Origin of the sequence: Streptomyces sp. 7N604, assembly GCF_052245475.1 — a bacterium.
In the GTDB taxonomy this organism is placed as follows: Bacteria; Actinomycetota; Actinomycetes; order Streptomycetales; family Streptomycetaceae; genus Streptomyces.
This window is the reverse complement of record NZ_JBQQBX010000019.1, coordinates 1-12,741: the sequence shown is the minus strand read 5'-3', so window position 1 is coordinate 12,741 and position 12,741 is coordinate 1. Positions and strand designations below refer to the sequence as shown.

At 69.0% G+C, this 12,741-nt stretch carries 9 protein-coding genes and 1 pseudogene; 6 read left to right on the top strand and 4 right to left on the bottom strand.

Annotation, left to right across the window (positions count from 1 at the left end):
• The first annotated feature begins 757 nt into the window (after window positions 1–757).
• Window positions 758–1,435 carry a hypothetical protein gene (locus ACTWP8_RS21220; protein WP_443323729.1) on the top strand — a complete coding sequence of 226 codons (678 nt, stop codon included), beginning with the start codon at window positions 758–760 and terminating at the stop codon, window positions 1,433–1,435.
• A 211-nt stretch (window positions 1,436–1,646) separates the two neighbouring features.
• Here ACTWP8_RS21220 and ACTWP8_RS21215 read toward each other — a convergent pair whose 3' ends face one another.
• Window positions 1,647–2,285 carry a hypothetical protein gene (locus ACTWP8_RS21215; protein WP_443323728.1) on the bottom strand — a complete coding sequence of 213 codons (639 nt, stop codon included), beginning with the start codon at window positions 2,283–2,285 and terminating at the stop codon, window positions 1,647–1,649.
• Window positions 2,286–2,426: 141 nt separating this feature from the next.
• The gene (locus ACTWP8_RS21210; protein WP_443323727.1) at window positions 2,427–3,701 is read right to left on the bottom strand and encodes a GNAT family N-acetyltransferase; all 1,275 of its coding nucleotides are present in this window, start codon (window positions 3,699–3,701) and stop codon (window positions 2,427–2,429) included.
• Between the two features lie 733 nt (window positions 3,702–4,434).
• Here ACTWP8_RS21210 and ACTWP8_RS21205 point away from each other — a divergent pair.
• Window positions 4,435–5,784, top strand: a complete 1,350-nt coding sequence (locus tag ACTWP8_RS21205) for a recombinase family protein (RefSeq protein WP_443323726.1) — start codon at window positions 4,435–4,437, stop codon at window positions 5,782–5,784.
• A 244-nt stretch (window positions 5,785–6,028) separates the two neighbouring features.
• Window positions 6,029–6,151, top strand: a complete 123-nt coding sequence (locus tag ACTWP8_RS21200) for a hypothetical protein (protein WP_443323725.1) — start codon at window positions 6,029–6,031, stop codon at window positions 6,149–6,151.
• On the opposite strand, the gene ACTWP8_RS21195 is transcribed toward ACTWP8_RS21200, so the two are convergent.
• Window positions 6,121–7,689 carry a hypothetical protein gene (locus tag ACTWP8_RS21195; protein ID WP_443323724.1) on the bottom strand — a complete coding sequence of 523 codons (1,569 nt, stop codon included), beginning with the start codon at window positions 7,687–7,689 and terminating at the stop codon, window positions 6,121–6,123. The genes ACTWP8_RS21200 and ACTWP8_RS21195 overlap by 31 nt on opposite strands.
• A gap of 438 nt (window positions 7,690–8,127) precedes the next feature.
• On the opposite strand from ACTWP8_RS21195, the pseudogene ACTWP8_RS21190 reads away from it, so the two are divergent.
• Window positions 8,128–8,435, top strand: a pseudogene (locus ACTWP8_RS21190) (DUF4396 domain-containing protein); the annotation flags it as partial.
• Window positions 8,436–9,440: 1,005 nt separating this feature from the next.
• Entirely contained in the window at window positions 9,441–9,659 is a 219-nt protein-coding gene (locus tag ACTWP8_RS21185) for a hypothetical protein (protein WP_443323723.1), read from the top strand.
• 84 nt (window positions 9,660–9,743) lie between these two features.
• Here the strand turns inward: ACTWP8_RS21185 and ACTWP8_RS21180 are convergent, their stop codons facing one another.
• Complete coding sequence (locus ACTWP8_RS21180; RefSeq protein ID WP_443323722.1) at window positions 9,744–10,871, bottom strand: hypothetical protein; 1,128 nt, start codon at window positions 10,869–10,871, stop codon at window positions 9,744–9,746.
• Between the two features lie 39 nt (window positions 10,872–10,910).
• Here ACTWP8_RS21180 and ACTWP8_RS21175 point away from each other — a divergent pair, with 39 nt between their 5' ends.
• On the top strand, window positions 10,911–11,267 hold the full coding sequence (locus ACTWP8_RS21175; RefSeq protein ID WP_443323721.1) for a hypothetical protein: 357 nt from the start codon (window positions 10,911–10,913) through the stop codon (window positions 11,265–11,267).
• The last annotated feature ends 1,474 nt before the right edge of the window (window positions 11,268–12,741 follow it).

The window sequence follows — 12,741 nt, the reverse complement described above, 5'->3', positions numbered from 1 at the left end:
AAGGGCTTCCGCGTGACCTTAGGAGCAGAGGCGCCGCAGCTGGTGCGGCCCCTTGCACGGTCCCGCGTCCTGGCACACCGGTCACGGCGGCTGGTCCGCCGGGCGGAATGAGATGCATCTGCTGAGAGAGGGACACAAGGGCGCAGCCGTCGCCCGGGTGGTGGGCGTCCACCAGCTGCGGCTCACTGTGGTTCATTGATGCTGGGAGCGTCGTTCCCGGACCCTGACCCGCGAGGCCGACTGGCACCACCAGGAGATGTCCATTGCCTTGACCGCCGCGACCACCCGAGCCTGCGCGGCGCCGGGCCAGGACACACCGCCGTACGCGGCCTGCTGATCCAGGTCGGGCGCCTACACGGCCCGCACGAGCCAGCGACGCGGCCGGGATGCGGGCGCTGATCGACGAAGCCGCCACCATCGACGCCGAACTCGGCGGCACAACCCTGCTACGCGACGACGGCGTCAGCTGCTCCACCACCGTCCAGCTCCACCGTGTCTGAACCGCCGAGAATGCCGCGGGCGCCCGCTCCGCCGCGCTCGCTGCCGCCCGGACCGTGGCATCACAGGGCCTGCGCAGCATTGAGCGCCGGGCGCTGGATCGGGCGATGCCGCCGCTTGTATGCGTCCCGGTGGGTCTTCGATAGCCGCGCTGATGGGGCATGCTTGCGCTGCTGTTGCGGTGTACGGCGCCTGGACGAAGCACCTCGCTCGTTGGGCGTCGCAACTGGCTGCGATGTCGCACCGAGAGGAGGACCAAGTGGCCAAGAAGCCGGCGCGGGAACAGCGGCTGATCATCGAAGCAGCCGACCCGGACACCGGACTGCTGAAGGGCACCACGGCCCAGCTTGAGGCGCTGGTCGTAGGCCGCTGGGCGTTCCGGCATCCCACACCGCCGCACCGCTGCTACCTGACCCCGGCGGGATGGCAGCTGCGCAAGCAGCTCCTCCAGCCCCAGGCCGCCCTTGCCGCTCCTCGGGAGGCGCCAGGGTTCGCTGCCCGGAAGGGTGACGAGATGGCGCCGGAGGATTCTACGGCCCGCGAGCGCGAGGTGCGCAGTGCGTGGGCGGGACTGCTGGAGCTGCGGCGGATGAGCAATCGTACGGGCAGCAGCCGAATTCCGTGCCCGTGGGAGTTGACGAATCCGATGGCGGCCGTCGGGCTGGCTCTCGAAGCGGCCGGATGCGCGCCGTCCGAGGCCGATCGCAACGGCTGCCGTACGGCGAGTGGTTACCTCCTGTCTGCGTGGCCGCAGGCCGCCACAGTGCAGGTAACGCGAGCTGTCCCAAAGGGCGAACCGCAGGCGGGCGCCTCTGGCCTCAAAGAGGCTCTCAGCGAGTACGCCCACGTTCTGGATCGCGCCGGGTGGCTGGTGTCAGACCACCGCGATAGGTGGCTCGGAATGTTTCTCCTGGCGTCTCCTCGTCGTACGGAATGATTGCGCCGGAGAAGCAGGATCGCGATCGCCCTCCGGGTGCTCGGGGTCCGTCAGCCCGAGCGCCGGGAGGGCCACGGCCAGCGAGGCGACACGTGGCTCGGTTGTTCGACTCATCTCCGTTGCCGTTAGGGCCTGCGTTGCCGTGGGGGCGACGGTGGTGAGAAGGGTCGAGACTGCCGCGGTCAGGGCCACTGACCAGGTGACCTCTTTTTTACGAGCATGCGCCCCGGTTGCCTTCCAGCGCTGCTGCCTTCCAGACGCCTTCTGAGTCCTTTTGGAGGAGGGTCACGTATTGAACAAAATTGCTACCGGTGGCCGAGTGGTCGACCTTTCCTGTTTTTCGGTTCTTGGAGGCCCCACCACTTTCGTCGGAGCAGTAGATGAGCTCTGCGGCTCGGTGCCCCTTTCGGACGTTTACCACAGCGTCGAAGTATCGGATGGTTCCGGTGATCGTTAGATCATTTTCCTTGAATCCTGAAATCCAGTCCTTCGTGTCCTTGAGGGCATCGGAGGAGTGGTAGAAGGCCACGTTCGGGGAGTTCGGGTTCGGTGGGTTCTGGAGGATGGCTTCGTTGACGGCGCGAATGCCTTCCCTACCGTCGTTGAGGATCGTCTGAATCCGGGCGTCTTCGTCAGTCCAGTCCTCGAAGTCCATCTCGAGGGTCTTGGGGATATCGATCTTGGGGCGGTCTGCGTTACTCGATGGAGGCTGGGAGGAACTGTGTGAGTTGTCAGCCTCGTCCGCGCCCTTGATGTTGTCGTCCGGGCCGGAGTCGCCGCTGCACCCGGTAAGGACCAGCGCGGCGGCTGCGGCAACCGCCGCAACAACGGGCAAAGAACGGCGGTTCACTGGTAACTCCTGGTGGGGCGAGGGACGTCTCAAGTAGGCCGACGCTATCTGCGGGATACACGGTTTCACCACAGAGCATTTCCGCAGGAGAAGGCGGTTATAGGATGCAATCGGAATCAACTGGAAGTTGAGTCATGCACCTCATGAGGCTGCGTAAGCGTGCTGGCATGCCTGCAGCACAGCCCGTTGACGGATGCCGTGGGCGAACCTGACGAAGCAGGGCGTGGGGAAGCGAGCTGCATCGCGGGGCAGCTTGCGCAAAGCGCGTCTCCGTCTCACCTGGCGGCTGCCCAGGCGTGCCCGACCTCCGGGCATGAGGGGCCCGGTCACACTTGGGACAGATAAGCTCCTCACCCGTGGTGCCTCCTGAGGAATCCTGGAAATGGCAGTTAGGGTGGCCTTCCACTCGGCCAAATACTGCGACTTATAAGCGATCTGCCCCGCATCCTCGACGGTACGGCCCAGGTCGAACGAAATGAACCCTTGCCCGGAGAGCTCGGCAGTCAGTCGGCGCAATAGGGCGTGCCCCGGAGCAAGTTCGCGATAGGCCGGGTCCATGGCCGGTCTCACAGAATAGCAGCGTCGGTGGCGGTACAGACACAACTGGGCAGCCACGACGGCCTCGTCCACCGCAAGGGTTGCAATGAACGCCGTACCCGAGCCGCACCGTTCCAACACCGCTTGCCACTGCTTATCGGCTCCCGCAGCACCGACTTCAGATAGAGGGACATGCCCCGCCCATCGGCGGTGGTACAGCTCTGACAGGACTGGGTATGTGCCGATGAGTTCCGCGGTACTCCGGGTTCGGCGATAGACCACGCGGTGGCCGCCTGCGGCCAGCCCGACCCAGGTGCGCTCGCGGCGCTTATGCTCCTTTCTGGTAGCGCGAGACATTGCCGAGAAGTCCACGGGCAGCCCGATCACCGCGCAACGCGCCGTCGTGTGGTCGTAGCCCGACTGGGCCGCCACGTGCCGGCCCAGGCAGCTGTCGGTAGGCACGTCCGGCATCACCACGCAATCGCCCTCGCGGGCGAGAACTCTCAGGCACTGAGCCAGAGCTGCTCCGACGCTGTGCTCTTCAGAGCCGGGGCCGACAGCACGGATGTACTCGGCGTGTGGCGACGAGAGCGGACGAACCTGCTCCCGGCCCTCGCTCTGGTCGCGAACCAGCGCCAGGGCGGCAACAGGACCGTCGGAGTCATCTGCCACCATCACGAGCGGGGTGGCGGTAGGTGACATCTGCTCGGTCCACCCGGCAAGCCATTCAGGCGATTGGTATGGCGTCGCCATCGCATCTTGCCTGTACAGCATCGGCCAGCGGTCTTCCAGGAAGGATAGGGCGGACCGATCACGCAGCACACGTACCGTCACCACGGCGTCCCCCTGGAGGCGAACTCGTTCACGGTTGATACGCACGTGATTCCGACCACGAGATGGCGTCGCACGCCGCATGCCGGAGGAACAGACCGACCTCCGAACGGCTGAGCAACCGGTTCGACAGGAATGTCTTCTGTGACCCCTCGGCCCCAGACACCAAGCCGGGCCAGCACTCTGGAGGAAACTCCGGAGCAGCGGTGAGGACAACTATGCGGAATGAACTTCATCTGCCCTCCGTGAAGGTGCCACTTCGCCGATGCGTCCGCCGAAATGGGCGGACACGCAGCGAGGATGCACACCCCTTCAGGCCCCGTTCGCGTCTTGAGTAGTCCCTCCCGCTGGACGCCCCTGGAACCTCACTCGGTCTCCCGAACGGCGGGAGACGGGGCCTTCGCCCCAGTGACGGCACCCGTGCGGTCTTGCATGCCGGACGACAGCCAACAGCGCAGAGACAAGGCAGTTGTTTGACCGGTCGCCGGGAACCACTCCGGCGAAACGCGCCCCCGCGCACCGAAACCACGGTTGCGAGGCTTACCCCCAGCTCCGTAAAGAACGGCCTGCTCGAGCTCGGCCAGCCCGACCGCGCTCACCAGTTGATCGGTGAGGGCATGGGCCTGCTCCCCCACGCCCGCGCCGAGCCCCGCGCGGTGTTCCTGACCTAACGAGGCCGACAGCTTGTTCCGGGCAGGCGAAGCCGACCACGCCGCAGCAGCCGCGAAAGAGACTCGTCCTGGCCAACCGGATCGGTAACCCCGCGCTGTGCCATCCACAGATGGTGCGGCTGCGGGAGGCGGCCGGGGACCGCATCGTGTTTGGGGAGTTCACCGACGTGGCCTCTGGGCTGTCGGACAGGCGGAAGGGGCTGCGTCGTGCGCTCCAGGCGTGCCAGGCCGAGTCCGTGAGCACGTTGCTGGTGACCCATGAGGAGCGGCTGGCCAGGTTCGGGACGGCGATGCTGGCCGAAGTCGTCGCCAAGATCCGGCACAACCTCGAAGACGCCCAGCTCACCCAGGTCGAGTGGCGTGACCGATGGGACGCCGCCCGTCTGTTCCTGACCGCGGACGGCGAGACAGGAGCCCCGCACGGCAACTACACCATCACTGTCGATCCCGAGGACGGCTCGGTGTCGCTGGTGTTGCCGGAACCGCTCAGGCACCTCGCGAACGCCCCCAGGGGCCGGTACCGGCCAGCCTGCACCGTCACCTTCTCGCATCGGCGCGGAGAGTGGCTGGACTGGGCCACCGCCCACCGGGCCGTGCGCTACGACATCATCCACGACCCGATCCGGGGACGCTGGTACCTCGACGCCTCTTGGTCGGCCGATACCGCTGTATTGCGGACCCCGCAGGAGATCCGGGCCTTCGGGCAACGTCTGCTCGGTATCGACCTCAACGCCGACCACTTGGCCGCTTACGTCCTCGACCCGCACGGCAACCCCATCGGCGAGCCGATCACCGTGCCCCTGGAGCTGACCGGCCCCGCCAGCGTTCGGGACGGCAGATTGCGGGCCGCGATCATCGAACTCGTCCGCATCGCGAAAGAGCACCACTGCGTGGGGATCGCGGTGGAGAACTTGGGCTTCGATGACGCCCGCACCACCGGCCGGGAGACCATGGGGCGCGGCGCGCGCGGGAAGCGGTTCCGCCGCACCGTGGCTGGTATCCCCACCGCGAAGTTCCGGGAACGCCTCCGAGGCATGGCTTTCCACCAGGACCTCAACGTGGTCGCCGTCGACCCGGCCTACACCTCGATCTGGGGCGAGCGGTACTGGAAGCCCCCACTCCAGCAGCAGGCAAAGACTTCCGTCACGCGGCATCACGGTGCCGCCGTGGCGATCGGCAGGCGTGGCCTGGGACACCGAATCCGGCGTCGGCCAGGTGTGACCCCGCCCCACCAGAGGATGGGACCGGGGAGAGCTACCGGCCAGACCGCATTCGTTGCCAGGCCACGCGGGACCGTGAGACCACCCAGGACTACAGGCACGCCAAACGGAGGCGACAAGACCTGCTGGAGCCCAGGTGACCAGCTCACGCTGTTCCCCGACCTCGAAGACCGTTCGCGAGGTCACCGGACTACCCGTCCGGATTCATGCGATTCAGCCAACACCGGCCAACATCGCTAGGAACGGTTCAAGACGTACGTCGTGTCCGACTCCTCGAACTCCACAATTCGGCTGACGCGGTGCACCACCACGTTGCTTGCCTTCACGGTCGGTGCGCGCGGTGCACTGCCGGAACGGAGACCGCGGCTTCGCCGTCGGGACCGCGGTGCTGCAGCAGGTCAACGGAACGGCCAGCAGCTCCACAAGGCCGACGTCGTCGTCCTTACCAACGGACGGTTCTCCTCCAAGGCCATCCTCCTGGGCCATGCAGGACTGGATCCACCTCGTCGACCGCCGCCTCTACGGTGAACTGGCCGCCGACTCCCGCCTGCTGTGGGGACTCCTCTGCAACCGGGATCACGAGCGGGCCTCTGGCGCGAGGAGCTGACGAGCGACTGCTCGATAGGCGCGGTGGACGGCGGCGGTGCGACCGGTGGGCTCGGCCAGCACCTGGTCCGCCTGCTCGGCGTCGCACACGAGGTCGGGGATGCCTGGGTGGAGAACCGGCAGCCCCGAGCTGGCCGCAAGCTCCTGGCGTGAGCGCGCGGACTCGCCTCGGTCACCGATGATGACGAGACCCGCTGCGTGCGCAGAGTCGTAGTCGGCGAACAACGACTCTGGGTCGCGGACCGCAGTCCTCGTCGTCACGTCCCAGCCGTTCGAGCGCATGGCTGCGAGCCAGGATTTCTCCCAGCCCCGCGACAGCCGACGGCCGTCGCGGCCGTGGGAGACCATCTCGGTGAGCCGGCCTGGCTGGGCCCACAGCGGGGTCACACCGATCCACACCTCCGCCAGCTGAGCGACCCTGACTTGGTCCATCGGGCCGGTATCGAGCAGCACAACGTCGTGGTCGGAGTCGCGGAGTACGTCTTTGATGGAGTCGGCAAGTTGAACCCCATCAGGGCAGCGGGCCAGCTCGAGTCGCGCCCCGTTGCGCAGCAGTTGCTGTCCCTGCGAGGCGGGCTCTCCGCTGAGCGCATGCGCGAGGAACCGGCTGACACCACTGGTGGCTCCGTCGGCGTTGACCACGAGGACGCTGACGTTTCCCTCGTTGGCCAGGGCCACGGCCAGGTTGGCTGTGAAGAGGGACCTGCCGACGCCCCCCGCGGCCCTTGGCCCGACGACAGCCGCGACGCGGTGCAGCCCGCCGAGCGCCGCCGCGCCGGGGACGCGGGGGGCCTCTGGCTGTGCGGCCGGTGACGCGGTGCGGCGGCGCAGCAGGACGCGGGCGATCTGCTCGAAGTCCTCTTCAGAGGGCACTGGCTCCGGACTCTGCCCGGTGCCGGTGAGTGTGACCTGTGGATAGGTGGAGAAGGCCAGCAGATGCCGCAGGACCCGGCTCTTGCCGGGCACCGCCTCCAGGCGTCCTACGTACCTGGGCCAGAAGGCGCGTTCTACCGCGGGCCTGCGTCCGCGGGTCTGTCCGGCGGCCTCACCGCTTGTGATCCATGCGTGGAGATCGGCCCGGTCATTGGGCGGGACCGCGAGCTCGATGCGCCCCGTGGCGTCGAGGTGGTACAGCTCTGCGCCCTGAGGTAGCGGCCGGCAGCGCAGTCCTGGCACGCCCAGCACGGGCCAGTCCTCATCGTCGCTGTCGAAGGCTGGGAGCAGTGCGTCGAGGATGCTCCTCCAGCTGTCCTCGGCGAGGTGAAGGCGCAGGGCGTCAGGCGATGGGGTGACGCGCGTGATGTAGAAGACGCTGTTCTTACGCTCCTCATCCTGCTCCCACCAGTTCCAGGGCGCGCAGGCATCGTCGAGCTCGGAGAGGACGGCGGCCTCAATCAGCTGCTGGTCGTCTGTGCTGGCTTCGGGGACGACGGGGTCTCCGGCGGTGAGTGAGCGGGTCGCCGAGAGCGCTTGTTGGTGGCTCTCGCCGGTGAAGAGGGTGCGAAGCCGTGCGCGCTGTTTCTCGCGGGAAGCAGACATCGAAAACCTTCCATGGCACTGCCCGGCTCAGCGCGAAGAAGGCAAGACAACAAAATGTACGATCTGACAGACCTAGCCCGCTTCGGCCGAGATGCGGCTCCGCGAATGCCGGGCGCGGACCCTGTCGGCCAGGCTGCAAAATCCAGCCTCCGCCAGCATGCTAGCAGCCTGCCATTCGGCGGACCGAGCGTGCGGCCTTTGCAATGCACGCCAGGCACAGGCCGCTTTCGGGCCGGGTGCGGCGCGAACGGCGACCGCAGTCGCCGCACTGCCACCATCCCTCGTGCAGCGGGGGCGGCGCGCCAACGTCGCCCAGTCGGCTGGTGTGCAGCTTCTCCAGCCGGGTGGCGAGTAGCTGGTGCGCGATGCGCTGCTGGGCCGCCTCGGATGCTGCCGCCGCGGCGTCCATAGCAGCGGCACGGGTGGCGTCGGTGTCGGGACCACACCGCTCACCACGCCAGCGCCCCCGCCCACGAGTACGAAGCGCACGCCCACGGCGGCCACAGGACGGCCGGCGCCTCCTGGAGGACTACCTCCCGGGCGACACTGCACTGCCTGACCGGCTGCGCCCTCGGCGAGATCCTGGCCATGGTCATCGGTACCGGCCTGCTGTGGGGCAGCGTCGAGACGATGGTCCTCGCGATCGCTCTGGCCTTCCTCTTTGGCTACTCGTCACGCTGTATGCGGTACGCAAGGCGGGCTGCCTGAGCCTCAAGGACGCGATCCTCGTCGCGCTCGCCGCCGAGCCAGCGCATGCCGATGGCGGGCAACGGTGAGGTTGGAGCGCCCCAGCCAGCGGCAGTGGCCCACGGTGTGGGTGAGGGCGGCGCCGCGCTCGTGCGGGCCGTCGCATACCGGGGTGCCCAGAAGTTCGCCGCGTGGCGGACCACCGCGGCAACGGGAACGCCGCGGTCCTCGGGTGGGGTTCCGAGAAGCCGGCCAGGTCAACGCGCAGATCCATATCAGGCGCGGCGCTCCCGCGGGACTGCTTCGGGCGGCGCTGGTCGAGTTCCTCCTCCAGCTCGTCGAGGAAGGTTCCGAAGGTCGTCGATGATGCTGCGCTATGGCTATGCTGCGGGCGCCGCTGGTGTCGTCATAGTTGTCCCCAGACTCTGAGTCCCCGCAGATCTGGGCGGTTCGGCGTTTGCGCCTGCTTCCGGGAGCTGGGAGCTCGGCTCCTTTGTCGTGTCAGGAGCGGGTGAGAGACTGGTTGGGCCCGGCGAGGACGTCGCCCGAAGCCGATGCGCTCGCCGGGCGCCCCTGCGGATCGGGCAGAGGCGGTGTCTAAGTGACCAGGCAGCCCACACCGGCAGAACGCCGAGCCGCGATCCTTGCAGCGACCCCGCAACGGGACAGCTCCGCGATACGGAGCAAGATCGGGTGTTGCAGGCACTCGTCCGCCAAGGCCTGACCGTACGGCATGCGCGGGCGCGCCACCGGCTCTACCTGACGCCCGCCGGCCTGACAGAACGCGACCGGCTCACGGCCGCCTCAGCGCCTGCGTGTTCCCTGCCTCCAGTCGTACCGGAGGCCTTCGTCGCCCGCGCGGGAGGCAAGCGCCATCCGTACGATGCCGCCGCCCGGCAACGCACGTGCGCAGTGCTTGGGAAGGCGTGGTCATGATGCGCCAGGTCAAGGGCAAGGCACCCGGGCTGCTGTGATTGTGGGAGCGCCGGAATCTCGTGGCCGCAGCCGCACTTGCTCTGGAGGTCGCCGGTTGCCGCCCCTGCGTCGTCGATCACGGTGGCCGCGTGAGCGAGGGCGGTTACCGAGTCACGGGCTCGGCGCAGCCCGAGGCCCTGGAAGTACGGTGGATGGCGCCGGATGATCAGGCCACACCGTCCGCGGTCGTCGATGCGGAGCTGCGCTCGTGCGCCGAGGCGCTGCAGCAGGCTGGCTGGCAGGTGACGATGCATACCGAGTACCGCACCGCCGAGCCGCTTCTGCTGGCTTCCCCTCGACGCGCCTAAGCACAGCGCCGTCCGGCAAGGCGCCTGCTGAGAGTGGAGTACCTCACCTGGCACTGCGGGAGTCTGCTGATCCAGTGCGAGGCCTCATGCCCGTGCTCGAGCCGTCCGCAACGCGGCGCGCACCCGTGCCGCCCCAGCCGCATACCGATCCGGTGCTGGGTCGTCGGGCGCGAGGTCCGCCGGTCGGCTGTCCCGGAGGGCGCCAAGCCGGGTGGCCAGCAGATGCTCTGCGGTACGGGCCCGGGCCTGCCCGGCGGCTTCAGCGGCCGCGGCCTGAGCGGCGGTTCGGGTGGCGTACCGGTGCCAGCTGCGCATCCGCGCCTCGTAGGCCTGCCGAGCCTCCGTGTCGGCCTCGGCGGTACGGGCGAGCAGCGCCAGGGCGGAGCGGCGGTATTCGGCGGCCGTAGTCTCGGCGGTCACGCGGCCCAGGACCGCCAGCGTGTGCTCGGTCGCGCCCTGGGCACGGGCCTGGGCACAGGTTTGGTCGAGGTCAGACCTCATACCGGCCTCGGCATGCGCGGCGACCGTATCGGCATCCGCCTGGCTCGCCGGGTCGGCCCACGCCGCGGCCGCCGTCCGGGCCGCCTCGCGGATCACCGCCTCGGTGGCGCGTCGGTGACCGCAGGTCTCGCACAGACTCGCCGACCCGGGCGCGCCGCAGTCCGCGCACGGCTGCGCCTGTCGGGCGCGCTCGGCGGCCGCGGCTTCGGCGCGGGCCTGCGCAAGAGCGGCCTGCTCGGCAGCAGTCCGTTTCCGGCGAATCGCCGCACATTCAGCATCCGCGGCCACCTGCTGGCGCAGCCGCTGCTCGTACTCCGCGCGCCACTCCTGTGTGGTGGCGGCCGGTAGCTCGGCGTCGATGGCGGCCGCGACGGCGTGCCGCAGCGCCCGCCGGTCGGCGATCAGGAAAGCGCAAGAGTCGCAACTGCCGCCGGTGTCCAGCCGGATGCCTTCGTCGCAGCGCGCGTCGGCGCAGCCTGGACGGCGCGGGAGGCCCCGTACGAGCAACCAGCCGACCGGGTCAGCTACCTGGGCCGGACCGCCCTGCTCAGCCAGACGGCGCATCAGCCGTGAGGCCAGGATCTCGCCGGCGGCCGCCGTACCGGCGACACCGGCCACGGCCGCGAGCTGCGAGCGCACTGCTGCGATCACCCGGGCCCGGGCACCGCCGCGTTCCAGCCGAGCCCACACCCCTTCCACCGGAGCCAGCACGACCTGCAGGTTCTCCGGCGGCCGCGGCCCCCTCCCTCCTTGCTGCTTGCTCTGACCGGTCCGCGGCCGCGCGCCGGTGAACGGCAGCTCCTGGCGCTCAGCACGGGAATCTTTGGGCTTGTCCCCGCGCAGCGGGCCACCTGGGCCGCCCACGAGCTTCAGACGCCCGCCCGCGTGGCTCCCGGGCTGGTGCTCGCGCGCGCCCGCGCGGTCCGGCCGACGGCGGGTGACCCCAGAAACGGCTTCGCCGGAAAACCCCATAGAGCCCTCACCATCACCAACCACATGAGCCACAGGAGCGTGCTTGGTGTGAAGCTCTGCCAAGGCGGCGCGGTCTGCACCACCGAGCTCCGCCTGCCCGCCGTCCGGCGCGCCACGGCCGGTGACCTCCGGTGATGCCGCTCGGGGCGCCGGAAACCGGGCTGGTTGATCCCCAACTGCCGCAGCGGGGTGGTCTGGAATCTCCGGCTTCGCCAACGACGGTCCCGTCCCGGAGTGCGCGGTCACCGGCATCAGGCGCGCCCCGTGCGCCGCCGCGACTGCGGGGACCAGCAGCCGACTCCGGTGACGCAGCCCAGACGCGGTCTCTACCCGGCGACTGACCACGGCATCGCAGGCCTCGAGGCGCGCCAGAACCTTCGCCCCGCCAGCCGCCGTACACCTCTTCCCCAGCAACCGCGCCACCGTTGCCGCCGGTCGGCCCCGCCGACGCTCAACCGCGCCACCGCACAACGGCACCCGGCCATCCGGACGGGCCTCCAGCACCATCAACAGCAGCGCCAACCGATCCCTCGCCGCCCCCGGCCCCCTACGGCCGGCCAGCAGCCCCGGCGGCGTACCCGACCCGTCCGCCCGTACCCACCCCGGACCGAACAATGCCTCCACCAGGCGCAGCAGCGTCGCCAACTCCGCCCGAGACAAGGCCAGCGGATGCCGCGGAGCATCCCCCAGACACCGCACCCCAACGAGCTCGGGGACCGCGATGTCCAATCCCTCCACCGAGCCGTCACCGCCCAGCCGGACCTCCGACACCAACAGCTCAGCGTGCCGCATCGTCGCCAGCGCCTTATCGATCGTGGAGACCGACACCCCCACCCACCGCGCGAGATCCGGCACCGCGGTCCGCGTCACGCCACCACGCTCCCAGTTGGCTTTGGCCGCCGCCAAGACCAGCAACACCCGCGCCACATCACCCGACTCGACCGCCGGTGGTGCATTGACCAGAAAACGCACCGCCTCACGCAACCGCCGCCGCATCCCCTGGCCGAGCTGCAACGGATCGCCCGGCCCCGCCTCTTCCACAGGGCCGGCAGCCGGGACCGACCGCAGCCGAGCACCCCCGCGTTGCGTCGGGATACGGAAAGTGTGTTCCGGCGCGGCGCTCAATGCGGCACCTGCCAGGTGCGTGACCGCCTACCGAAAACTTGTTCGGTTGTGAAATCGGTCGTATGTGAGCACCGCAACGGCGCAATTTGCGCCATTCGGGCATGAGTTAGCTGACAAACGGCAATGCTGTACTGCATGATGTGCTCGGTCCTCTCGTTGCGAGATGGGCAGCACAAAGCCCTTAGGGGCGGGTTCTGGGCAGAACCTGAAGATCGAACTGATCGCAGCCGGCTGGCACCGGGGCGGTCAGAACCTCCGCGAGGCCCTGCAAGGCCAGAGCGGAGAGCAGATGGGCGCAGGGCTCAGGTGACTGCAATCACCGGGAGCCCGAGTGGCCCGGGCGGCAAGAAGTCCCGTACGGGCGCCGCCCCCCGAGACCTAGATCATCCAACCCCCTCGGTCGAGGGCTGCCCGGATGTGGGCCGGAACGCGACACGGCGCCCCGTGGGGGGGGGGGGGGGGGGAGTGGGTCGAACCCAGGGGG